The sequence below is a fragment of the bacterium genome, from assembly GCA_016716565.1.
GTDB lineage: Bacteria > Bacteroidota > Ignavibacteria > Ignavibacteriales > Ignavibacteriaceae > IGN2.
In genome coordinates this window covers 258372-282439 of record JADJWC010000003.1, presented here as the reverse complement: position 1 = coordinate 282439, position 24068 = coordinate 258372, and the positions used below count along the sequence as shown (strand labels likewise).

At 35.9% G+C, this 24068-nt stretch carries 20 protein-coding genes and 1 other RNA gene; 10 read left to right on the top strand and 11 right to left on the bottom strand.

Annotated elements, in window-relative coordinates; genetic code table 11:
• Positions 1-9: 9 nt before the first annotated feature.
• Positions 10-576: a hypothetical protein gene (locus IPM14_13405; GenBank protein MBK9099089.1), complete on the bottom strand. Its 567-nt coding sequence runs from the start codon at positions 574-576 to the stop codon at positions 10-12.
• On the bottom strand, positions 567-1898 hold the full coding sequence (locus IPM14_13400) for a hypothetical protein (GenBank protein ID MBK9099088.1): 1332 nt from the start codon (positions 1896-1898) through the stop codon (positions 567-569). Before IPM14_13400 ends, IPM14_13405 begins: the two co-directional genes overlap by 10 nt.
• A gap of 115 nt (positions 1899-2013) precedes the next feature.
• On the opposite strand from IPM14_13400, the gene IPM14_13395 reads away from it, so the two are divergent.
• Together IPM14_13395 and IPM14_13390 are read left to right on the top strand one after the other, a co-directional pair.
• Complete coding sequence (locus tag IPM14_13395) at positions 2014-2775, top strand: hypothetical protein (GenBank protein ID MBK9099087.1); 762 nt, start codon at positions 2014-2016, stop codon at positions 2773-2775.
• Between the two features lie 105 nt (positions 2776-2880).
• Positions 2881-3363 carry a histidine phosphatase family protein gene (locus IPM14_13390; protein MBK9099086.1) on the top strand — a complete coding sequence of 161 codons (483 nt, stop codon included), beginning with the start codon at positions 2881-2883 and terminating at the stop codon, positions 3361-3363.
• Here the strand turns inward: IPM14_13390 and ffs are convergent.
• The 3 genes from ffs to IPM14_13375 form a co-directional block, all read right to left on the bottom strand.
• Positions 3351-3446: signal recognition particle sRNA small type (gene ffs, locus IPM14_13385), an RNA gene on the bottom strand. The genes IPM14_13390 and ffs overlap by 13 nt on opposite strands.
• A gap of 66 nt (positions 3447-3512) precedes the next feature.
• Positions 3513-4484 (bottom strand): site-specific DNA-methyltransferase, encoded by a 972-nt coding sequence (locus IPM14_13380; protein ID MBK9099085.1) that lies wholly within the window; start codon positions 4482-4484, stop codon positions 3513-3515.
• 21 nt (positions 4485-4505) lie between these two features.
• Positions 4506-4958 (bottom strand): Hpt domain-containing protein, encoded by a 453-nt coding sequence (locus IPM14_13375; protein MBK9099084.1) that lies wholly within the window; start codon positions 4956-4958, stop codon positions 4506-4508.
• A 121-nt stretch (positions 4959-5079) separates the two neighbouring features.
• Between IPM14_13375 and IPM14_13370 the strand changes: the two genes are divergently transcribed.
• The 6 genes from IPM14_13370 (at position 5080) to IPM14_13345 (ending at position 12415) form a co-directional block, all read left to right on the top strand.
• A complete protein-coding gene (locus IPM14_13370) occupies positions 5080-6261 on the top strand; it encodes an isocitrate/isopropylmalate dehydrogenase family protein (protein ID MBK9099083.1) in 1182 nt (393 codons plus the stop codon).
• A 58-nt stretch (positions 6262-6319) separates the two neighbouring features.
• Complete coding sequence (locus tag IPM14_13365) at positions 6320-6676, top strand: four helix bundle protein (protein MBK9099082.1); 357 nt, start codon at positions 6320-6322, stop codon at positions 6674-6676.
• Between the two features lie 43 nt (positions 6677-6719).
• Entirely contained in the window at positions 6720-8357 is a 1638-nt protein-coding gene (locus tag IPM14_13360) for a carbon starvation protein A (protein MBK9099081.1), read from the top strand.
• 12 nt (positions 8358-8369) lie between these two features.
• Complete coding sequence (locus tag IPM14_13355) at positions 8370-8903, top strand: HD domain-containing protein (GenBank protein ID MBK9099080.1); 534 nt, start codon at positions 8370-8372, stop codon at positions 8901-8903.
• An 8-nt stretch (positions 8904-8911) separates the two neighbouring features.
• Positions 8912-10879, top strand: a complete 1968-nt coding sequence (lysF, locus tag IPM14_13350; protein ID MBK9099079.1) for a homoaconitase — start codon at positions 8912-8914, stop codon at positions 10877-10879.
• A 102-nt stretch (positions 10880-10981) separates the two neighbouring features.
• Positions 10982-12415: an MmgE/PrpD family protein gene (locus tag IPM14_13345; protein MBK9099078.1), complete on the top strand. Its 1434-nt coding sequence runs from the start codon at positions 10982-10984 to the stop codon at positions 12413-12415.
• On the opposite strand, the gene IPM14_13340 is transcribed toward IPM14_13345, so the two are convergent.
• Entirely contained in the window at positions 12404-13735 is a 1332-nt protein-coding gene (locus tag IPM14_13340; GenBank protein MBK9099077.1) for a hypothetical protein, read from the bottom strand. The genes IPM14_13345 and IPM14_13340 overlap by 12 nt on opposite strands.
• 265 nt (positions 13736-14000) lie before the next feature.
• Positions 14001-14960, bottom strand: coding sequence for a hypothetical protein (locus IPM14_13335; protein ID MBK9099076.1), 960 nt, complete (start codon positions 14958-14960; stop codon positions 14001-14003).
• 212 nt (positions 14961-15172) lie between these two features.
• Here IPM14_13335 and IPM14_13330 point away from each other — a divergent pair, with 212 nt between their 5' ends.
• Together IPM14_13330 and IPM14_13325 are read left to right on the top strand one after the other, a co-directional pair.
• Positions 15173-16393 (top strand): HpcH/HpaI aldolase/citrate lyase family protein, encoded by a 1221-nt coding sequence (locus IPM14_13330; GenBank protein ID MBK9099075.1) that lies wholly within the window; start codon positions 15173-15175, stop codon positions 16391-16393.
• Positions 16390-17946 carry a citrate lyase subunit alpha gene (locus IPM14_13325; GenBank protein ID MBK9099074.1) on the top strand — a complete coding sequence of 519 codons (1557 nt, stop codon included), beginning with the start codon at positions 16390-16392 and terminating at the stop codon, positions 17944-17946. The genes IPM14_13330 and IPM14_13325 overlap by 4 nt, the downstream gene beginning before the upstream one ends.
• Before the next feature lie 2 nt (positions 17947-17948).
• Here IPM14_13325 and IPM14_13320 read toward each other — a convergent pair whose 3' ends face one another.
• From IPM14_13320 to IPM14_13305, 4 genes are all read right to left on the bottom strand, one after another.
• Positions 17949-19415: a PEGA domain-containing protein gene (locus tag IPM14_13320; GenBank protein MBK9099073.1), complete on the bottom strand. Its 1467-nt coding sequence runs from the start codon at positions 19413-19415 to the stop codon at positions 17949-17951.
• 3 nt (positions 19416-19418) lie between these two features.
• Entirely contained in the window at positions 19419-20387 is a 969-nt protein-coding gene (locus IPM14_13315; protein MBK9099072.1) for a DUF4249 family protein, read from the bottom strand.
• A complete protein-coding gene (locus IPM14_13310; GenBank protein MBK9099071.1) occupies positions 20384-22627 on the bottom strand; it encodes a TonB-dependent receptor in 2244 nt (747 codons plus the stop codon). The genes IPM14_13315 and IPM14_13310 overlap by 4 nt, the downstream gene beginning before the upstream one ends.
• A gap of 95 nt (positions 22628-22722) precedes the next feature.
• The gene (locus tag IPM14_13305) at positions 22723-24054 is read right to left on the bottom strand and encodes an ABC transporter permease (GenBank protein ID MBK9099070.1); all 1332 of its coding nucleotides are present in this window, start codon (positions 24052-24054) and stop codon (positions 22723-22725) included.
• Positions 24055-24068 lie beyond the last annotated feature (14 nt).

Below are 24068 nucleotides of genomic sequence, written 5' to 3'. Positions count from 1 at the left end.
TTTGAACCCCTACTGTAAAGCCGAGGGAATCACATCAACCCTTCTTCCAAACAAATAAATAATTCCAACCAGAATTGTTGAAATTATTATCAATGCAATTACCGGGGACAATCCAAACGCAGTCAGAATATCACCAATCAACATAGTTACAATTCCAACTGTAATTGCATAAGTAAGCTGCGTTCTCACGTGATCGATGTGATCGCATCCGGAAGCCATTGAACTTAGAATTGTAGTATCTGAAATTGGTGAACAATGATCTCCCCAGACACATCCAGCTAGCACAGAACTTACAACTCCGATCAAAATTAAATGTGTATCCGCAGGTGAGTAGTTATTCATTCCGGTAACTGCAGCCGAAAGCGGAATTACGATCGGGAACATAATGGCCATTGTTCCCCAGCTTGTTCCGGTTGCAAAACTGGTAATGCCGCAAACGATAAATACAATCACCGGAAGAAAGCGTGGATCAATTGAATCGCTTATAAGACTTATTATATAATCTGCTGTTCTGATTTCACTTGTTACTGCTCCGATGCTCCAGGCAAGAGTTAAAATCAACACAGCTAAAAACATTGAGCGAATTCCGGCAAACCATAGTCAACCGTTTGTCGCAAAGTCAAGAGTCGTTGTGCAACTATCATCAAAGCAGCAACAACACATGCTGAGAAACTTCCCCAGAGTAAAGCAAGATATGAGTTTGAATTACTTATAATATCTCTTAATCCATAATCTTTCACTCCCTGCTCTTTCAATGATTCTATTCCTGTAAACATCAAACCAAAAACAGTAACTGAAACAAGAACCAGAATTGGAATAACACCGTTGTACCATTTAGCTTTATCTTCGTTTCCAAATAGTTCACTCTTCTCAGAAAATTCAGCAGCAGTAAAAGTTGAAGCAGAAACTTTTCCCTCTTCTGCTGCACGTCGTTCGGCTTTAAGCATAGAGCCGAAATCTCTTTTAGTAAATGCAATAAGAAAAACAAATACTAGCATTGCTATGGGATAGAAACGAAAAATTATTGTATCAATAAAAACAGAATAAGCGTTCAGTGGTGAGCCAATGACATCTAGTCCGTCCTGTATCAATCCGACTTCATAGCCAATCCACGAACTTACAATAAATATGCTTGCAACAGGTGCGGAAGTTGCATCAACAATAAATGAAAGTTTTTCACGGGAAATTTTCAATTTGTCAGTAATTGGTCTCATCAGGTTACCGACTACAAGTGCGTTGGCATAATCATCAAAGAAAATAATTAATCCGGAAAGCCACGTTGCAATCATTCCGGATCTTCTTGTTCTTGCAAATTTTGAAAGCGAATTAGCAATCCCAGTGGTTCCACCGCTTCTGGAAATTAATCCTATCACACCTCCGAATAAAAGAGTAAAAACAATTATTTGTGTATGCGAAACATCACTGACTGCTTCGATGACATACTTATCTATCAATCGTAAAAAAGCTGTAAGAGGATCAAAGCCGTAAATGAAAAGAGCTCCGGAATAGATTCCAAGGATTAATGAAATAACAACTTGCCTGAAAATTAATGCAAGAGCAATCGCAAGCAACGGAGGAATAATGCTCAATATTCCAGGTATGATGTTGACTGTAGTTTCTTCAACTTCGAATTTAGGGATTACAATTTTGTAAGTGCCCGAATTGTTGATTGTCAGTAAAGTATCGAAGGCTCCGTTGGTAAGTTTTATATTGAGTTTATCTGTGATGTCCTTCCCGAGTAAATGCATCTCTAATTTATCGAGACTATCTGGAAAATCGTTACCGGATATTTTGAAGTTTATACCTGATAAGGCAAGCGATGGAAAATCAAGATTCTGTGCAGAAAGTGATTTGCAGAATGATAAAACAATTAGTGCCAGAAGTAAAATTCTATTCAAATTAAATCTTCAATGAATACGATAATGTTTCGGTGAATGACAGATGAAATATAGGTATCAAAAAAATATTTCGAAAATAATCCTTATTTTTACTACTAATGAGAGAGAACAATTAATGCATAAATATATTTTGATCATCGTTGCGCTAACTAATCTGCTATTGGTTAGCTGTGGCTCTGAAATTGATAAAATTAATAACGAAGGGCTTCGAAGTCTAATCGTAAAGGCAATATCAGGGGATCCGGAAGCAAACGAAAAATTGCCCGGATTTTTAACTGATAAGCACATCCATCAAACAAATTTCAACGACCTGACGGTTGAAAGTCTGGCCATCAACAATAAAGTTTTTTATTCAGTCTTGCTCGAGTACTACGATCCGACTTTAAATCTATTTGCCATTTTTGATGATCAGTTGAATATGTACTTACTCGATAAATCATTGAATGGCTATTTAAGTTCAGAGTGGAATGTATTGGGAAAACGAAGATTTGTTTTTGTTCAGGAGAGTTTTTTAACAAAAGATGTTCTTTCACTTGACCGGCTTTCTATCTACGAAATTTTCGAAAATTCTGCAGCATTGGTTTACAGATCTCTCAGTCGTTTTGTCAAAGAGAATAAAATCACAAACCAAACAGTTGAATCGATCACTGAAAATATTATACTAACTAAAATTACAGGCTTATCTGAGAAGGAAGCTGAGAGTCAAATTGATACATTTTATTTTAATCCTGGTTTAGAAAAATATTTAAGTAAATCCGACCTGTTTAATAATTATGTCAAACAGCAGATAAAAGAATTTAACTGGACAGTCCTTAAATCAGAAATACCAGCCGAAATTAAGGATTCAGGATCCGATTCAGTTAAAAACGTAAATTAGATTTTCTGAATCATTAACCAGTAATAATTTCTTGCTGTGGATTTGAAAAATTATTTCAGACAATATTAATTTATGTGCGAATAAAAATATTTTATCACTTCTAAAATGAATATATATTTAATAAGACACGGTGAAGCAGAACCGCCCTCAGATAATAAACCCCACGAAGAAAGAATGCTAACTGCAAACGGGATAGAAATTCTTAAGACCTCATTGATTTTCTGGAAACATTATATTGATCATTTTGATATCATCCTGACATCTCCATTGAAGCGTGCTAAACAGACAGCGCAGCTAATCAACAATGAATTTAAGGCAGAGTTTGAGGTGGTTGAAGAAATCTGTCTGCTTAATGGTGGGATGACAGATGATCTTCTTTCAATTGCCCGCTCCTTGAATCTTAATGAAATTGCAATGGTAGGTCATCAACCGGATATAGCTGATCATATTGCAGCGATGACGAGTTCAAAAGAAACGCATTACAAAATTCCTGCGGGTTCAATTGCTAAAATTCATTTTAAGGAAAAAGCAATCGTTGGTAAAGGAGTGCTCGAGTTTCTAATCCCGCCTCAAAATAAAAAAGGGTAACCAGTTACACAAGTTTTTGCTTACCGCTGCTTCCTTCCGGACCTGACGGAGTTGGGCAATAGCTTGTTAACCGGCACCCAGAATCAATTTAGAATGAATAATGTAAAATTTATAGTTCGAATTTAAAGATTATACTTGAGAATTTGCAGTCATTTTCTTTTGACTTTTGACTTCTGACTTTTGACCTGTTCAGTCAAAGTATTCCTTTCCCAAAAAACCCCATTCTCATAACCTTGTATTCTATTATTACTCTCAGCTAATTCCAATCTCTTTAAGGCAAGAGCACAATAATACTTATCGATTTCAATTCCTAAAAATTTCCGGCCAAGCTTTTTTGCAACTACTGCTGTTGTTCCGGAGCCAAGAAAAGGATCAAAAACAAAATCTCCTTTATTCGTGCTGGCAAGGATAATTTTTGCAAGAAGTTTTTCAGGTTTTTGAGTTGGATGATCAGTGTTTTCCGGCATTGACCAGAATGGTATCGAAATGTCATTCCAGATATTTGATGGAGATGTATCTCTGAATTTACCTGATGAATTTTTCTTCCAGTCTTTTGGATTTCTTTTTTCATCCGTATATGGCGCTAATACCTTCCGTCGGAGTTTGACTTCGTTGACATTAAACGTATAGTTATTCGATTTTGTAAAGAACCAGATATCTTCACTGCAATTCTTCCAGTTAGCTTTTGCTCCTCTTCCCTTCTCTCTTTCCCAGGTGATTCTGTTCCTTACAGTGAAATGCTTAGAACCGACATTGTATATCGACGAAGAAGTTTTCCAGTCGCCGCAGATGTATATGGACGAATTGTCCTTTAATAAAAATTTCAATTTGCTCAGCCATGAATCAAGCCAGGATTCATAGTCAGTGTCTTTCATTTCTTTAAATGAAACTTTATTGAATTTTTTTGTGAGATTGTACGGAGGATCAATAAACAACAAGTCAACAAAATTTCCAGGAAGACATTTAAATACCTCAAAAATATCCTGATTGATAATTTTATTGGTAACTGATTGAACGGTTTGTTTTCTATCAAGTGTTAACATTCTTTGAGAATATTTAACAATTTCTCTTTCAGTAAGACTGATAGACCTATTAAGCTTAGCGGGTACTTTCTTTATCATAAAATATAGATTTAGATGCAATTAATGATTATCACCGGAAACCGGATACTTCTCCATCAATTCATTCAATTCAGCGACAAGCTTTTTAATACTCCCGGTTAATTCACGAATCATAAGAGAAAAGTTTTCGTCAAAAATATTTTTCTTCATTGATTTTTCAATACTCTGGCATAAGACAACTAAATCATTACATCCTAAATTCAACAGACTACCTGAAAGTTTATGAGTATAGAAAGTTATTCGGTTTGAGTCTTTTTTCTTACAAGAAATTTCTAATTCTTTGCTGATAAATGGTAATTCATTAACATAAACGTTTAAAACTTCCGAAATGAATTTATTATCCGAATTCCCATCAACATTGAAGTTTGAAAGGATCTGTTCTTCATCAATCAGTTTTTGTAGTGGACTATTATTCAATTCTGATATTCCTTTATCATTATAATCAAAGTGCAAATCCTTTGTTTGAATTTTCACAATTTTTAACATGGCTAAAATAGGAATTTTCGATGTAATCACTTCTTATAATCTTGCTTACCTACAGCCAAATATCTAATTTTCAATAACAATTTTTTCACTTTTTCCAGGATACATTTTTATGAAAAGAACTATCGTTTCAATGCCCGGAGATGGCATTGGTAAAACAGTATTACCCGAATCAATTAGAGTATTAAACGCAGTTAGATTTGACGCCGAATATGTTCACGGAGATATCGGATGGGATTTTTGGTGTTCTGAAGGTAATGCTCTTCCTCAAAGAACAATTGATTTATTAAAGAAACATAAACTCGGACTCTTCGGTGCGATCACATCCAAACCAAAAGATGCAGCGGATAAGGAACTTGATCCATCTTTAAAAGGAAAAGGATACTCTTACTTTTCACCAATCGTTTCAATGAGACAGATTTTTAATCTTGATATATGTATTCGTCCCTGTATATCGTTTAAAGGAAATCCATTAAACTTCATTCGCAAAGATGGTAAAGGTGGATATGAAGAACCAATAGTTAACTCTGTCATCTTCAGACAAAACACAGAAGGACTTTATGCTGGACTCGAATGGACAAATCCTCCTGCAAATGTTCGTGCTGCATTTGAATCACATCCAAAGTGGAAAGCATTCAAAGATGTTCCTAATGAAGAACTTGCAATTTCAACGAGAATCATTACCAAACAAGCTGCCACCAGAATTATCCGGGCAGCATTTGAATATGCAAAGAAATTTGGATATAAGAATGTAACCGTTTGTGAAAAACCGAACGTTCTTCGCGAAACTTCCGGAATGATGTTAAAGATTGGAAAAGAAATTGCTAAAGAGTACCCTGGAATTTCGATGTGGGATACAAATATTGATGCTCAAATGATGTGGCTGACAAAAAATCCGGAAGATTATGGAGTTGTTGTTGCAGAGAATATGTTCGGTGATATCATTTCCGATGGATTCGCAGGATTAGTCGGCGGACTTGGATTTGCGTGCAGTGCAAATCTTGGCGATGAAGTTGCTGTATTTGAACCAACACACGGAAGTGCGCCCAAATATCAAGAACTAAATCCTTCGATCGTTAATCCAATTGCGATGATAATGAGTGCCTGTATGATGCTCGATCATATTGGTGAAACGGAAAAAGCTGACAGGATTAGAAAAGCGATCGCAAAAGTTGTTGAAGAAGGAAAAGTTAAAACTTACGATATGATGAAACTTCGCGGTGGTCCTGATGTATTTAGTAAAGGTGCCTGCACGACTCAACAGATGACGGATGAGATAATTTCAAAACTGTGAAACGGTAAACGTCAAAAGTCAAATGATTTTTAATATTTTAAATCTATAAAGAGATTTAATGCTAAAACTAAATCATAAAAATCTTAATGTTTGGCAACTTTCAGTGAAATTTGTTTCATTCATTTATAAGATTACATCACAATACCCAAAAGAGGAATTGTTTGGATTGACAAGCCAAACTAGAAGAGCTTCAGTATCTATCTCGGCAAACATTGCTGAAGGATCCTCAAGGAAAAGTTTAGTGGAAAGAAAAAGATTTTATGAGATTGCTAGATCATCTCTGGTTGAAGTGGATAATCATTTGGAAATTGCAATTACATTAAATTATTTGGATGATAAAACAATTAAAGAAATTGAGGAAAAGCTAAATGAACTATTCGCAAAACTTTCAAAGTTTACTGAAAGAGCAAAATAAATTAACTTTTGACATTTGACTTTTCACATTTGACATTAAGAAAATGAACGGAATAGAATTAATACTAATCGCTTTAGTAATGTATGCTGTTGCTTACAAGCTGTATGGAGGATTTATAACCAAACGGCTTGAAGTGAACAACAGCCAAAACACTCCTTCGCACACTATGTACGATGGAGTTGATTATGTCCCGGCAAAAGCTCCGGTGTTACTTGGTCATCACTTCGCATCTATTGCAGGTGCAGGCCCGATTGTCGGACCTGTAATCGCTGCCGGATTCGGCTGGCTTCCGGTTTATCTGTGGGTAATTTTTGGTGCTATATTCATTGGTGGTGTTCACGATTATTCATCCATAGTTGCATCAATTCGTCATCAAAGTAAATCGATCGGGTACGTAATTCAAACTTACCTTGGCGTGAATGGTAAAAAGTTATTCCTCATTTTTTCGTGGGCAACTTTGATTCTTGTAATAGCTGTATTTACAATTATTGTTGCTGATACTTTTACGCATATTCCAAGTGCCGGTACTTCATCCATTCTGTTTATGTTACTTGCCGTAATATTCGGATTAGCTTTGTATAAATTTAAAGTGCCACTTTGGATTGCAACAATAGTTGGCGTTATTCTTTTATTCCTATCTATTCCAGCTGGGAACGCTTTCCCGATACAACTTGATAATCTTTCCTGGCAATTAATTCTTTTCGCGTACATATTTACCGCATCAGTAACTCCGGTCTGGATATTACTTCAGCCAAGAGACTACTTAAATTCTTTTTTCCTATATGCATTAATGATTTTAGGATTTGTTGGAATTTTCTTTGCTGCTCCATCAATCAATCTTCCTGCATTCAGTACATTTTCGTTAGATAAAGTCGGATACCTATTCCCTGCTCTCTTTGTTACTGTTGCTTGCGGTGCAATCAGTGGCTTTCATTCGCTGGTTGCAAGTGGGACGACTGCTAAACAGCTGAACAAAGAAACTGATGGTAGAATTATTGGCTATGGTGGGATGTTGATTGAAGGATTACTTGCTGTGTTATCTCTCGTTGCGGTTGCTTCAATGGTAAATAAAGAATTTTTGGATATTCTTGTTAATAAAGGACCGGTTCCCGCTTTTTCACTCGGTGTTGCAAGATTCATAAATGCAATTCCAGTGTTAAACATTTCAATTCCTCTGGCACAGACATTCACTGCTCTTGCTGTCTCTGCCTTTGCACTTACTTCGCTCGATACAGCGACAAGATTAGCAAGATTTATGTTCCAGGAATATTTTGAAATAAAAGATCAGCCAGAAAAAAAATCAGTTATGCAAAACAGGTTTATTGCGACAGGAATAACTGTTGTTTTTGGTGCTGCACTTACATTCAGCGGACAAACAATGTCAATCTGGCCGGTATTCGGAAGTGCTAATCAATTGCTCGCAGCACTCGCCTTGCTTGCCTTAACAGTGTGGGTTGCAAATCTTAAGAAAGGATTTTTATTTGTACTGATTCCAATGATTTTCATGTTTGCTGTTACACTCACTGCACTTGGAACTTTGATTTATCAGAATTTTATTATCAATAATTACTCGCTAGCTATTATATCTGTTCTGTTATTTGCATTGTCAGTAATGCTTGGCATTAAAGCTTATGGTGTTCTGATTAACGGTAAACAATTATCTGAAATTAAAATTGATTAAAAGGAAATTCAAATGCGCGAAAAAGTTTTAAAAATATGGCCTGAAATAAACTGGATCGAAAATATAGAACTCAGAGAAAAAGTACTGGACTGCTGGGTCTATGCAATTGAAAACTCCGTTCTCTCTCCTGAAGATCTAGAAGTGATTCCATTTTCATTGTTGATTAAAGATTGTAAAATATCTTTTATGAATCATAAGAGAACCGCAGTTCAATTGTCTGTGGATATTGCAAAAAGGATGAAAGAAAATTTTGGTGATGAAATAAAAATAGATATGGATCTGCTTATTGCAGGAGCAATATTAATAGATATCGGTAAGTTAATAGAATATGATAAAGTAGATGGTAAACTTGTAACAAGTAAAGCAGGAACTTTGCTTCGCCATCCATTTAGCGGGGTATCAATTGCTGATCGTTTTGGTTTGCCTTATGAAGTACAGCACATAATCGCATATCATGCAAAAGAAGGCGATTTGGCTAAAAGAAATGTTGAAGCAATAATTGTTCATCATGCTGACTTCGTTTCATTTGATCCATTTAAAGCATAGGAGGTTTTATGTCCCAGACCCTCATCGAAAAAATAGCACAAAAATTTGCATTTGGATTAGATCCAAAACACGAAGTTCATGCAGGTGATTATTTATCAATTAAACCTGCGTATGTTATGACGCACGATAACACCGGCGCAGTTATTCCAAAATTCAAATCGATTGGGGCAAAGAAACTGTTTAATCCACGACAGGTTGTTCACACTCTTGATCACGATATTCAAAACAAAACAGAAAAAAATTTAGAGAAGTATAAAAAGATAGAAGATTTTTCTAAATCTGTTGGAGCTGACTTTTATCCAGCTGGTCGGGGTATCGGACATCAAATTATGTGTGAAGAAGGTTATGCATTCCCAGGTACAATGGCGGTTGCTTCTGATTCACATTCAAATATGTATGGTGGATTGGGCTGTTTGGGAACTCCAATTGTACGAACTGACGCTGCTGCTATCTGGGCAACAGGAAGAACATGGTGGCAGGTTCCACCAATCGCAAAAGTTGAACTGAAAGGAAATCTTCGACACGGTGTCACCGGAAAAGATGTTATAATTGCTTTGTGCGGTTACTTCAATAATGATGAAGTTCTTAACCACGCAATTGAATTTGTCGGAGATGGAATTCGTTATCTTACAATCGATGAAAGACTTGCAATTGCAAACATGACAACCGAATGGGGCGCGCTTGCAGGAGTCTTTCCGGTTGATCTTGCAACAATTTTATGGCTGAAAAGAAGAGAAAGTTTTATAGAACATCGCGGACTTGAAGGAGTTTTTTCAGATGCAGATGGAAAAGGACAGCATCCAAGAATTAATCACAAAAGAATTGAAGAATTGGAACACAACATTCCAAAAGCAGATTCTGATGCTTATTATGCAAAAGAATTATCAATTGATTTGACTACAATAGAACCATTTGTTTCCGGTCCGAACACAGTAAAAACTTATGCCGCAGTTTCAGAACTAAAAGAGAAGAACGTTAAAATTAATAAAGCATATCTTGTGTCCTGCGTTAACAGTAGAGTTGATGATATTGCGGAAGCTGCTGCAGAAGTGAAAGGGAAAAAAGTTGCTGATCATGTAAAGTTTTACATTGCTGCTGCATCAAGTGAAGTACAAAAAGAAGCAGAGCGATACGGTTACTGGCAATCACTAATCGAAGCTGGTGCAATTCCTCTTCCACCAGGTTGCGGACCTTGTATAGGTCTCGGAACAGGTTTGCTTGAAGATGGTGAAGTTGGAATTTCTGCAACGAACAGAAATTTTAAAGGAAGAATGGGTTCACCAAATGCACAGGCTTATCTTGCTTCACCTGCAGTTGTAGCAGCATCGGCAGTTGCAGGTAAAATTTATTTCGATTGGAAGAATAAAGAACACCGCGAACTGAAAGGATCAATCAAGATAAATGAAAAAAAATCTGAGAAAAAATCTTCAGTAAAAATTATTGATGGTTTTAAACCTGTTGTTGAAGGTGAATTAATATTCTGTCATCAGGATAATCTTAATACTGACGGAATTTACCCGGGCAAATCTTACAATGATGATATGACCCCGCAACAGCAAGCAGAAGTCGTAATGGAAAATTATGATTCTGAATTTGTTAAGATCACAAAAGCCGGAGATATTCTTGTTGGTGGTTTTAATTTTGGAACTGGTTCTTCACGTGAGCAGGCTGCAACAGCATTAAAGTATAAAGGCATTCAGCTTGTTGTTGCTGGAACATTCAACGAAACATACAAAAGAAATGCTTTGAACAACGGATACTTGCTAATTGAATGTCCTTCGCTTGTAAATAATTTGAAAGCGAAGTATGGAAAAGCAAAACTCACTGTGAAAACAGGAATAAATGTAAAAATAGATTTTGAAAATTCAGTTTTAACTTTTGATAATAAAACCTATTCTATTGATCCGGTTGGTGAGGCTGCGCAGGAGTTGATAGTTACCGGTGGACTTGAGGAGTGGGTAAAGAAGAATTTGTAACACAACCGTCATTGCGAATCCCGATTTATCGGAATGAAGCAATCTGCATAAAATGATTGCTTCGCTTCGCTCGCAATGACATCAAAAAAATTAAGGGAAAATATGAATAAATCAATATCACGCACCATCTCAGAATTTGCAGTAAATCTTAAATACAACGATTTACCAAAAGAAGTAATACACGAAGTAAAAAGATATTTGTACGATTCTATCGGCTGTGCATACGGTGGATATCGCACAAAGGATGTGAAAATTATTCACAACATTTACAAAGATATGGGCGGCAAAAAGGAATCAACCGTAATTGGTTTTGGTGACAGAATTCCTGCAGTCAATACAACACTCGTTAATTCACTTATGATCCGTGCGCTCGACTTCAATGACATCTACTGGAAAGAAGATCCATCTCATCCGTCTGATATTATTCCTGCAGCACTTTCTGTTGGCGAAATGGTTGGTGCTTCGATGAAAGAAGTAATCACAGCAATCGTTCTCGCTTATGAATTTGAACAAAGACTTTGCTTATTTGCGTCGCCCGGTGTTCGTGAACGTAAATGGCATCACGCAACCTTAACTCAATTTGTTTCACCGATTGTTGCAGGTAAAATGTTGGGATTAAATGTTGACCAAATGGTGAACGCAGTTGGAATTAGCGGAAGTCATAATCACACAATCGGTTGTCCGACAGCAGGAAAACTTACGATGATGAAAAACACTGTTGATCCGATGGCAGTTCAAAGCGGAGTATTTGCGGCGTTGATGGCTAAGAAAGGTTACACCGGCACTGAAGCTGTGTTCGAGGGTAAAGAAGGATTCATGGATACTTTTCTTGGATGGAATGCGAAAGAACAAAAAGTTGATCCGGTAAGTATGAGAGGACGAGATGGAGTTTCTGATTGGAAATGGAATATCGAAAAACTTATCGGTGGCTTAGGTGAGAGTTATAAAATTTTAGAATGCAGTATGAAAGCTTTCCCTACTGAAGCGTTAACTCATACTCATCTTTCTGCAACACTTAATGCAGTTGTAAAAAACAATATCACCTACGACCAAATTGAAACTGTAACATTAACAACGCTCGCTCAAGCTTATGATATTTTATTTGATCCGCATAAGTATCGTCCTGAATCCAGAGAAACTGCAGATCATTCACTTCCCTACTGCATTGCTGCTGCATTGGTTGATCATAAAGTAACAACTCAATCTTTCAGTGATGAGAAATTAAAGGACCCGAGAATCTGGGAAGTTATTAACAGGATAAAAGGTGAACCATCACAGGAATTTGAAAAAATGTTTCCTACAAAACAACCAAGCAAAGTTGTTGTAAAGACAAAAGATGGAAGACAATTTTCTGAGTATCTCGAGTATCCTAAAGGAGATCCAAGAGAACCAATGACGATGGATGACCTCGATAATAAATTTGAAGGACTTGTTGGAAAACTTCTTACAAAAGGAAGACGAAGTGAAGTGAGGGATGCTATTTTTAATGCTGAGCTTCTTACAGCAAAAGAATTTATGAAGAAATTAATTGTTTAACTCATGCGCCCAAACACCGGTTGTAGTTCCTGCATAGAGAACATTATTCTTTACTGTTAGAGAAAGTACCCATAAATCTTTTAGTCCAAAGTTAAATGGAATCCAGTCCTTACCTTCATTCAAGGAAAGAAAAACTCCTAAACGTTCTGAAGTTGCAAATAAATACTTACCGTGAGTAGTAAGATTACTAAACCCATAAAATTTAAAATCATTATCATATGCAAGCCAGCTATTACCATTGTCAGATGAAACAATAACACCACACTTTCCAGCTACAGCATAATATTTGTCATCGCCGACTACAAATGAACTAACTATGCAATCTTCATCAGTATTTACAGGAATCCATTTTATTCCATTATCAGTTGAACGAAGCATTTCCTTATGAGTTATGAGAAAAAGATCATCGCCACTTTTTTTAATTGATTTGACAATCACTCTTGTAAGGAGTGTATCCCAGCTTTTGCCAAAATCCGATGAACATAAAAGATTGTTATCAACTGAAGCGAAGAGTTTATTCATAATAAAAAATACTTTTCGAGTATTTTTATTTATTAAAATTTGTGACCAATTTTCACCATCATCAGAAGTAATCAGCATCGCATCTGTTGTTACAACAATAATCTTTTTTTCATCACAGGCAACGGAATTAAATTCATTGAATTGTAAATTCTCACTGATTGACGACCAACTAAAACCATTATCTGTTGAAAGAAATATTCCTTGGGTATAAACTTTTGCAATTAGATCATCAGCGCGCACACTAAGATCATCTATGGCAGTATTTTTTAATCCTTCATTAATGTTAAACCATGTTTTACCATAATCAGAAGAATAGTGAACTCCATTGTCCCCTGTGTAAAGTATTGAATCATGAGGGGCAATTGATGTATATACAGATCTTGAGAGATCTTTTTTAAGCCCGCTCCAAGTTTCTCCATTATCTGTTGAGCGAAATATTCCATTTCTTGTACTTACAAACAGATTTGAGGGAATTCCTTTTATTGAATTAACACGGGTTTTTTTTAGATCAAGATTAACAGGAGTCCACGTTTCTCCAAAGTTTGTTGATAAATACATACCATCTTCCTCTGTTCCGATAAATATTTTATCTCCGCTCATCCAGACAGTATTAACATATAACCATACCATCTTTGTATTTGGATAAAGACGATTTGGAAGTCCAGTATTAATAGATCGCCAATTTTCTCCATCATCTGTTGAAACAAAAATTCCTCCGTACGTTCCTGCGAATAGATATTTCTCGCAAGTTAAAAGACAATTAACTTGTAAATTTGATAATCCTGAATTAACTGCCAACCAGCTTTCCCCATTATCAGATGAACGAAAGACGCCGCTATGATTACTTCCAGCAAAGAGATATTTCTCTGAGATAGCAAATGCGTAAACACGAAAAACTTTTTTAATCTCAAATCCATTATTTATAGCTATCCAGCTTTCTCCGTTATTTGTTGAACGAAATGCACCGGAATCGGTTCCTGCATAAATACTATTACCATTAGTAAAAACAGTATAAATATATGGATTGGTTAATCCAGAATTAATTGAAAACCAATTTTCCCCATTATTGGTTGAACGAAATACTCCATTTGTTCTTGTCCCCGCGAAGAGAGTTTTGATCTGAGTTATTTAAAATAAGACTGGTTATCGAACCACCGTAAGGACCATTAGTTTGAAACCATCTAGAAGTTAATGAAGCGGGAATTTCAGGATGCAGCGTGGTATCGGCAGCAGGACGCTCAAATCTTTTTGGCATTTGCAATATCATTTCTTGTTTAATGACATCACTTTTGATATTTCCATTAATTATCTCTAAAAAATCTTTCTTTGAATATGAACTGAAAGAAAAAAGTCTCTTTATTATTTCTGCCTTATCCACATCTGATGACGCAACTGAAAGACGGTAAAAATCCTTCCGCAATTCGAAATGATATTGCTCCTGATAAGATAGCCTCAGGTTTTCAGATTCTTTCGAATTATATAATGTCAGTTTTTTTAGAAAACTTTTGTTGGAATCGATACAAGCATATCTATAATCATAAATTGACTTTTTTGATGAGAACAAAATAGCAGGTTCCTTAAAATTCTTAGATAATCTAAACATATTGCGAGGACTTATATCAAGTATGATAAAATCTGCTTCAATATCATTCTTAATAAATACTGATTTCTTCCCGACTATTCTTAATTCCATTCCTACAGGATATAATTGTTTAAAAGATTTTTCGTCCCACGTGGTCAATTCACAGGCTGCCCCCAGTTCATAAGGAACAATTTTAATTTTTCTATAGATCGTGTCTGGCAGATATACCGATTCAATAATCTCAACGATCAATCCCTGAAAACTTCGGTGTAGTGAATCAGAATAGATGTTACCTGTATAATCCATAATCTTTCCAATAAAAATATATTCTGTTGAATCAAATTTTACAGGAGGGACATAAATAATACTGCAAGGAAATATTGATTTATTCATCAAACAAAAAAAACAAAATGCTAATAGCAAAGGGAATATTTTTTTCATTTGGGATACTCTCGCAAATATGAATGGTTTCTTAATAACATATGTAAACCATAGAAGGATAAAAAGCAATTATTATTTTGTGCCAAACTTACCGATCATCGTCTCTGAAAGTTTTATGTTAATCTAATTTAAGTTGATATAATAATTAACTGCTTAATCATTAAATTTGTTACAGTTAATAAATAAGAATTATTAAATTGGAGATTTTTTTTATGAGGGGCAGGAATACCAATTCATCAGCAGGCAAACGAGGCGACTCAGTCCGTTCTGATTGTTATTTTGAAATTGAGTTAAAAAATTCTGGTGGTGTTAAACTCGAAATTAAAAGTAAAGTGGAATCGATGTATGGAGAATCAATTAAAGAAATGATTCTCGATATGTCAAAATTCTTCGGATTGAAAGACGCAATAATTCTTTGCGAAGATTATGGTGCGTTACCTTTCGTAATGGCAGCACGATTTGAGCTTGCTGTAAAAAGATTATTCCCGCAAACAAAGAAAGAATATCTGCTTCCAATCATTGAGCAAAATCTGTACTCGACAAAAAAAGATCAACTTCGAAGAAGCAGACTTTATCTACCTGGAAATGAACCAAAGTTTTTTGTTAATGCAGGACTTCATTCTCCTGACGGAATAATTCTGGATTTGGAAGACAGCGTTGCGCCAACCGAAAAAGATGCAGCGCAGCTTCTTGTCAGAAATGCATTACGATCAGTTGATTTTTATAATGCTGAAAGAATGGTTCGTATAAATCAATTACCGAAGGGATTAGATGATCTGAAATACATCATTCCTCACAATGTAAATGTAATTCTAGTTCCGAAGTGCGAATCAGCAGAACAGATTCATCAGCTAGAAAAAGAAGTCGAAAAGTTGAAGAAGCAGCATAAAGTTAAAAATCCAATTTACTTTATGCCGATAATAGAAAGTGCACTCGGAGTAATCAAATCTTACGAAATTGCAACTGCATCAAAAAATAATTGTGCGCTTGCAATAGGACTCGAAGATTACACAGCCGATATCGGAACCCAGCGAACAAATGAAGGTCGTGAAAGTATTTTTGCCAGGCAAATGTTAGTCAATGCTGCAAAAGCTGCTGGCATTCAAGCTATTGATACAGTGTTCTCTGATACTTCAGATATGGAAGGATTAAGGCAAAGCGTTCTGGAGGCAAAGTCTCTTGGTTTTGAGGGAAAAGGTTGTATTCATCCAAGGCAAATCCAGGTTGTTCACGAGGCATTTGCACCCACTACTGAAGAAATTGAAAAAGCAAAAAAAATTGTTCTAGCATTCGAAGAAGCTGAAAAGAAAGGACTCGGAGTGGTTTCGCTTGGAAGTAAAATGATTGATCCGCCAGTTGTTAAGAGAGCACAAAGGACTATAAATCTTGCAATGATGAATAACCAGATTAGTAGAGATTGGAGGAAGCAATGAAATTAGTAAAAAACGCTGCAGGCAGATTAGTCCCAACTGAAGTAAATGGACAACAACAGATTCCCTTTCAGGGAATTAATAAATACAAACCATCAGGCAATAAAGCTAAACCACCAATCAGATCGTGCATTGACTACCCAAAAGATGGAAACAAAGTTGTTAAAGATTTAAAAACAGCTTTGAAAAAAGCAGGATTGAAAGATGGAATGACGATTTCAACACATCATCATCTTCGCAATGGTGATGCGGTTACAAATATGCTGTTCGATGTTGTAAAAGAAATGGGTGTTAAAAATATTCACTGGTTTCCTTCCGCTTCATTTCCTGTTCATTCACATTTAATAAAATATTTGGAGGATGGAACTATTCATCACATCGAGGGAAGTATGAATGGCCCTCTCGGCAAATTCACTTCCGAAGGCAAGATGAAAGGTGTTGGAGTTCTTCGTTCACACGGTGGGAGATATCAATCAATTCAGGATGGCGAAGTTCATATTGATATTGCTGTCATTGCTGCACCAACCTCCGATCCTTTTGGAAACGCAACCGGTGATAGAGGAAAATCTGCTTGCGGATTAATTGGTTTTGCACTTGGTGATTCTGAATACGCAAACAGAGTTATAGTTGTGACTGATAATCTTGTTCACTTCCCTTGTGTTCCGTGGCAAATCCAGGGCAACAATGTTGATTATGTTGTTGAAGTCGAATCGCTAGGTGATCCAACTAAAATAGTTTCAGGAACAACCGAAGTAACAAAATCACCTGATCGATTGCTGATTGCAGAGTATGTTGCTCAGTTTCTCGACGAAGCAGGAATAATGAAAAACGGATTTTCGTTTCAAGCCGGAGCCGGTGGAACTGCACTCGCATTTGCAATCTTTCTGAAGGAAAGAATGAAAAAGAAAAATGTTAAAGCAAGATTTATAAGAGGGGGATCGACAAAATATCTTGTGCAAATGCTCGAAGATGGTTTAACAGATTATATTCTGGACGGTCAAACTTTCGATCTAGAAGGTGTAAGAAGTATGCGAGAAAATGATGGTCATGTCAACACTTCTCCATTTACTAGCTACAATTTTCATGGCAAAGGAAATTTTGCTTCAATGGTTGATGCTGCAATACTCGGCGCAACAGAAGTAGATATAAACTTCAATGCGAATGTTGTTACACATTCAGACGGATACTTACTACATGGAATTGGCGGTTGGCAGAATTGTCTTTATTCAAAATGCACAATACTTGCAATCCCATCATTCAGAGACAGAATCCCGGTAATTGTTGATGAAGTTACAACACTTTGTGGTCCAGGAGAATTGATTGATGTCATCGCAACTGAAAGAGGACTCTGCATCAATCCAAAAAGAAAAGATTTATTGAAAGCGATGAAGAATTCATCAATTCCAATTCTTGATATTAAGGATTTGAAGAAACAAGTCGACGAAATATGTGGAGGTGCACCAGCAAAACCGAAAGTGAATAAAGAAAAAGTTGTCGCAATAATAAAATGGGTGGATGGGACTGTCTTAGATTCGGTGTTCCAGGTAGTAAAATAAATTTATCGCTGTGGTTTGTATTTGTTTAGACCACCTCCTGTGGTGGTTATCCAAACACTTCCGTTTTCATCCCTTGCTGAAGCTTTTATATTATTTGCACTTATTAAAGAATTGTAAGTTGCAAAAACTACCGAATTGTTCTGTGCATCGAACTGAAAAAAGCCTTCTGTAGTTGCAACCCATTTATTATCTTCATCATCGATATTAATATGATTAAATAAATTTTGTATTGTACCTAGTAAGTAAGAGTTAAAACTACCTCCATTGAAATTTGAAACTGCACCTCTACCCGACGTGTCAGGTAGAAAGCAGAACCATAAATTGCTAAATGCATCTATGTCGATTGAGCTAACATTATAAGATGGATATCCATAAGTGGTTTTTGGAAGTGATGTAAATATTGAATTCTCGAATAGGAAAATACCACCTAACTTTGTTGCAATCCACAATTTTGAATCGGTCTCAATAAAAATATCATTTATCCAATCAAGGCTGTTTGGTTCATTATAGTTAGTCCAATTAAAACCATCAAATTTTACTAGGTTAGCGCTTGTACCTATCCATGCAGTTCCTGAATTATCAAATTGAATGGTATTTATAAATTCTGAAGTTAGACCTGAGTTTGTTCTATTATACGTAATCCAAAAATTACCATCAAAGATTCCAATCCCAAAATTAGTTCCAACCCAAATCCTATTTTGATCGTCAACTTTAATACAATTAACCTGATTACCGGGGATTGAAGAATTTGTCAAATCATAGTTGACAAAATTCACTTCATCATATCTAATTAAACCTTTATCAGTAGACCCAATCCATTTTATATTATTATTGTCAATCGCTATTGCCGTTAAATTATTTGATTGGATTTCGGAATTAAAAACCTGGTAATCAACCCAAACTGACGTATCTCTGAGCGTTTCAGTGTAACTATTTGTTTTACTGCTCTGTACGATTGAAGTGATTTCCATATCTCTGTGATTTGCAAGTTTGAATTTAATTAAATATTCACCCGGCAGTAAGTTTGAAAAAGTTGAAGGCGTGACATTTCCTGTAGCTGAGTCATTAAAAATAATTTCGGCACCAACCGGTGAACTATTCAAAAACAGTTTTCCATACATTGAAGGATTTGAAGCGATATCAATAAAAACACTTATTTTCTCATTATCACCAAGGCTTACCACGATTGAAGTATCTTTAAAATATTTTTTCTTGAGAGTGATTTCATAATCACCTCCGTCAATATATGAGATACTATCGGGTGTTAATCTGCCTGTGTTTCGTCCATTCTGGAAGATAGCAAATCCATCTGGTAATGAATTAATATGAATAAATCCTTTTGGTGCTTCCGACTCAACAGGTGAACGAGAAACTTCTCTATCGCATCCTGATAGCGCGAAGACAACCAGTAGTATCAAGTATGTGAATAATTGGTTAATACCAATTTTAAATGCACAAATTAAATTCATTATCTAATTTTCAACTATGAAATTATATCCAAAAGATTCAATATAATCTTCCATAAATCTCAAACGGGTATAAGCTTTACTGTAATATGAACCAAATAAACCAAAACCACCTTCGATATTTGTATAATCTGAAACATCAACACTGACAGTCAGGTCATCAATTGTTCCGCTTGTTGAAGAAATGTATCTTGATGTAGGTAAATCAAGTGCAGCTGTTGCAAAGATTACTCTCTGGTAAACTGAATAATTATTTTTGTTCGGATCACCTTCTGAGATCTCTTCAAGGGCTTTTGTAATGGCTGACAGATCATAAACGATTGTAGTTGAGGCAGATGCATTTGGATATACTGCAACCTGTTCGTTTCCCTTGTTTACGTAATTAATTGGAACATCTTTTAACTTGTCAACAATCTGGCCGTTTATATTTTGTTTATACCTTATCGTCATTTTTGGTAAAAAGAAATTTCCCGCGTCAAGAGCATTCCAGAAAAATTGAACGATCTGTTTAACTCCCGAAGGTATTAAAACATCGCTCCTGTCTTCATAATTAATCTGACCGGGCGTAACAGAACTTGAGCGAAGTCTTTTTCCATTTGGAAGAAGTACTTCAAGCTCAATTGTCTTTCTGCTTCCCACATAAAAATTATCGTTGTAATAGTATCTGAATGGTGTTTTATATCTCGATGTGTCGGTCCTCGCTTCGGATGTATCCCTGAAAACAAAAACAGAATCATTATACCAAATACGAATATCTGCACCGACAACAGAAGGGTCTTCTGTATAAGTGGATGGATCGTAGCCATCCGGCCTGTAACTTCGGAATAAAGTTGCAGTTTGATTCTTTTGATCACTTTTTAGGATACAAGTAAAAGCGTATCTCTCAAAGTAATCACCATAAGGATTGAAATCTTCTTCGCAGGAAAGAAAGATGAAGCCTATAAATCCAATCAGCATAAATTTAAAGTATTTCATATTTCCACCTTCAAAGTAGCAGTCACCATAAATGGCAGCATATTAACTATTTCCCCTGTGTCTCTGTCGAAGTAAAATATATTCTGCCGATCATACACATTTATAGCGCTGACTCCCAGCTCAAGATTGACATAATATAGAGTTATTCTTTTAATAAGGCTTAAATCGAGCCGATGATATGCAGGCAATCTCCCAAGATTCTTATCGCCAAGATAGGAGTAAGGATTATATTCTCCACTAAATTGTCCACTGCCATAAATATTTGTGAGGAAATATTTATCATAGAATCCTATCATTTCTGTAAATGGATAACCGGAAGATAAATTCCAAATCGAACTGGCAATCCAGCCATCACCAATATTAAATTCAACGATGATGTTTCCTGAATGTCTTGCATCATATTTTGGATAGTAAAGCCAGTCGTCTACTTCTTTGTACGCCCAGCTTAAAGAATAAGATGCAGTGACGTTTAGCGGATCAAGACTGTAGTTCAAAGAAAATTCAGAACCATATGATTCCCCGGTCCCTGATAACAAATCAGGATCAGATACAGTGAACTTCTGGTCATTAACTATCGGGAGATAATGAGTAATTTTATAGTAGCCTTCGACAGAAAAATGGATTCCTCTCATAACATCGAAATCCAGGCCGGCAATATAGTGTATTGATCTTGCAGGATTTAAATAATCAGGTGTGATAATCCAAGGATCGAAGATGGATATGATTTCGCTTTCATCAGAGACAGTTAACATTTCCTGCTGATAAATTCCCCAGGCAGCTTTAAATCCTATAGAAGGATGAAATCTATAAGTCATACTTATTCGCGGTTCAAAAACACCTCCACCCTCACTGCTGAGTCCGGTAACATTAAACCTGGTTCCCGCATCTAATCCGAAATTTTTCCATTGCAGAAATTTGTATTTGCCATAAAGGCTCAGATTACCTGCAAACTTTTCAAGATCACTCTGAACACCTACAAAATTTGTCTGCTGGAATTTTGTATCAACTGTTTTAAGCTTTAATCCCAGACCAATTTCATCGCGATTATCATAAACAACATTCATATCAAAACTAATTGTAAAGTCTTTTACTTCATTGTAACGAGGTTTTAAACTGCTGAGATTCGGGATAACTTCTCCTTCAAATGAACTGAGTGAAATTCCAAGCCTCGAAAATAATGGGACATCGTAAACCTGGAGCCATTCGAATCCAAACACGTTGTTGTTCCATTTGAATTGCTCCCTGAATGGATCTTCATAGTCAACATTATCATTAGATAGAAAACCAAAGACAGCAAACTTTGCATTTTCAAAAATATCTTCGCTGCTGTAGTTCAGCTTGAAAGAAAGATCGTAAAAATCTATCGGCACTGTTTCTTCATTAAAAAATTTTTTCAATACATCATTATCGTAGCTCATTCTTCCCGTTATCATAAAAGAGCCATTGGGTATCGGACCTTCCAGTAATCCCTTTGCTGTAAGAAAACTCAGACCGCCTTTGAAACCTAATCTGTTTTTATTTCCATCTTTAGAAACAACATCCATTACCGAAGAAACTCTTCCGCTGTATTCGGAAGTGAATCCGCCCTTGTAAAACTCAATGCTGTTAATCATATCTGGGTCAATCACACTGAATAGTCCAAGTGAGTGGAAAGGATTGTAAATCTCAACACCGTTGAGCAAAATCTGGTTTTGGTCACCGCTTCCGCCGCGCACGTAAAATTTAGCTGTAACATCTCCAGTCGTACTTACTCCGGGAATATACTGTAGCGAACGAAAAATATCTGTCTCAACTCCTTTTGGTTGAATTTCAATTTCTTTTACTGAAATTCTTTCAAGACTAATATCCGTTGTGTTTTCGTAAATAATTTTTTCACCAACTTTTTCGATAGTCTGAAGTTCGACGTTCAATGGTTGAAGTTTAACATCGAGCTGCGTAACAACTGCTGGTTCGACAAATACTTTGACAATTTTTGTTTTGTAACCGACATAAGATACCGTTACTTGATATTCTTTACCGGAAGGAATTGATTTGATTAAATACATTCCTCTTTCATTAGTTGAGGAACCAACATTTATTTCTTTGAGGAAAACATTACAGAAAACCAATGCTTCGCCATTTGTAGAATCAGTAACGAAACCGCGAAGGTTACCCGTTTGCTGTGGCAGAATTAGTCCGGCTGGAAGTATTGACAGAACTAAAAAGAAAATGAAAAGATAAGAAAACCGCTGAACCCGCATTTGACGTAAATAATGAAAAATAAAATTACAGGTTCAAATATATATTAAACTTATTTTTGTTAATACACTTATTTTATGCCTGAATGAATTCTTTTTTATACGGATCTCAATGCGTCCACTATTTTCAATCTTGAAGCACGAACTGAAGGAAAAAATCCGCCAACAATTCCCATAATTATTGCAAATAGAAGTGAAGTGATTATAATTGCTGGTGAAAGACTGAAGCTGAAGGCCAGCTCAGAAAATGATTGAAAGTTTAATGTCGAAATATTGAAAAACTGTAAAAATGATGCGAGAAAAATTCCTATTAATCCGCCGGTAATTGCGATAACAAGCGATTCAATTAAAAATACAACGAGTATACTTCTTCTTTTAAATCCAAGTGCGCGGAGTGTTCCAACTTCAACAGTACGATTGGCAACTGCTGCGTACATTGTAATTGCCGCGCCAATCATTGCTCCGAAGCTGAATATAACAGTAATAACAATGCCTATTATTCTTATGAAAGCGGCCATAAATTCTGACTGCTCTTCAAAATACTTCTGTTCTATTTTCGGTTCAAACTGCTGGAGTCGTTTATCAAATTCAAATTGTTTTTTAAAATTATCAAAGTTGCTTAGATCATCAAGTTTAAGAGTCATCGAGGAAACATTATTTCCCCTGTTGAATGCGTTAAGAAGTTGCTGGGAATCACCCCACAATTCAGAATCGAAGCCACTTCCTTCAGAATCAAAAATGCCAACAATTTTCCAGTCATCTCCGGCAAACCTTACTTCATCTCCGATTGCAGCGCCTTTAAATTTTGTGGTTACACCTGAACCAACAATCAATTCACGCAAACCAAACTTGAACATTTGACCTTCAATAATTTTAACTTGCGGCCTTAATTCAAGTACTACATTCGAAACACCTCTTACAGTTACGTTACTCATCCCACCGCTAAATTTTTCAAGGTTGATCACAACCACCGGTTCTGTTGAAATGATTTGATAGCCATTTTTATCAACAGCGATATGCGGAAGCGTTCTTATAACATCCTGAGTCTCACCATCAACGATACTTGTAATTTCACCGGTAGCTGCTTTTCTTGTTACGATTACGTTGTCAGGTTGTCCGGTCGCAATTAGTGTCTTTTGAATTCCGTAAGCCATCATCAGAACAGCTGTAAATACAAATACAACCAATGCAACACCAAAGATTGTAATAAAAGTCGTTAGCTTTCTTGAAGTGAAATTTTTTATTGAATATTTAAAAGGAACATTTAATACATATACAAGATAGTAAATGATTGGTACGATCGGAACAATTATTATAAATGCTGTCCAAACAAATCTTTTCTTTGAAACAGAATCAATAGTAATCTTGATTAGAAAAAATAAATATGCAATAGTGATTACAACTAAAACTATTAATACCGGTAAATTCATATTTCCTATTAAAT

Bases quoted from the DNA above. Each gene is read 5' to 3' on its own strand.
- IPM14_13335 (MBK9099076.1), bottom strand. From the start codon at position 14,960: ATGAAAAAAATATTCCCTTTGCTATTAGCATTTTGTTTTTTTTGTTTG.
- IPM14_13405 (MBK9099089.1), bottom strand. From the start codon at position 576: ATGTTTTTAGCTGTGTTGATTTTAACTCTTGCCTGGAGCATCGGAGCA.
- IPM14_13360 (MBK9099081.1), top strand. From the start codon at position 6,720: ATGAACGGAATAGAATTAATACTAATCGCTTTAGTAATGTATGCTGTT.
- IPM14_13390 (MBK9099086.1), top strand. From the start codon at position 2,881: ATGAATATATATTTAATAAGACACGGTGAAGCAGAACCGCCCTCAGAT.
- IPM14_13370 (MBK9099083.1), top strand. From the start codon at position 5,080: ATGAAAAGAACTATCGTTTCAATGCCCGGAGATGGCATTGGTAAAACA.
- IPM14_13345 (MBK9099078.1), top strand. From the start codon at position 10,982: ATGAATAAATCAATATCACGCACCATCTCAGAATTTGCAGTAAATCTT.
- lysF (MBK9099079.1), top strand. From the start codon at position 8,912: ATGTCCCAGACCCTCATCGAAAAAATAGCACAAAAATTTGCATTTGGA.
- IPM14_13365 (MBK9099082.1), top strand. From the start codon at position 6,320: ATGCTAAAACTAAATCATAAAAATCTTAATGTTTGGCAACTTTCAGTG.
- IPM14_13355 (MBK9099080.1), top strand. From the start codon at position 8,370: ATGCGCGAAAAAGTTTTAAAAATATGGCCTGAAATAAACTGGATCGAA.
- IPM14_13310 (MBK9099071.1), bottom strand. From the start codon at position 22,627: ATGCGGGTTCAGCGGTTTTCTTATCTTTTCATTTTCTTTTTAGTTCTG.
- IPM14_13330 (MBK9099075.1), top strand. From the start codon at position 15,173: ATGAGGGGCAGGAATACCAATTCATCAGCAGGCAAACGAGGCGACTCA.
- IPM14_13325 (MBK9099074.1), top strand. From the start codon at position 16,390: ATGAAATTAGTAAAAAACGCTGCAGGCAGATTAGTCCCAACTGAAGTA.
- IPM14_13320 (MBK9099073.1), bottom strand. From the start codon at position 19,415: ATGAATTTAATTTGTGCATTTAAAATTGGTATTAACCAATTATTCACA.
- IPM14_13305 (MBK9099070.1), bottom strand. From the start codon at position 24,054: ATGAATTTACCGGTATTAATAGTTTTAGTTGTAATCACTATTGCATAT.
- IPM14_13380 (MBK9099085.1), bottom strand. From the start codon at position 4,484: ATGATAAAGAAAGTACCCGCTAAGCTTAATAGGTCTATCAGTCTTACT.
- IPM14_13315 (MBK9099072.1), bottom strand. From the start codon at position 20,387: ATGAAATACTTTAAATTTATGCTGATTGGATTTATAGGCTTCATCTTT.
- IPM14_13395 (MBK9099087.1), top strand. From the start codon at position 2,014: ATGCATAAATATATTTTGATCATCGTTGCGCTAACTAATCTGCTATTG.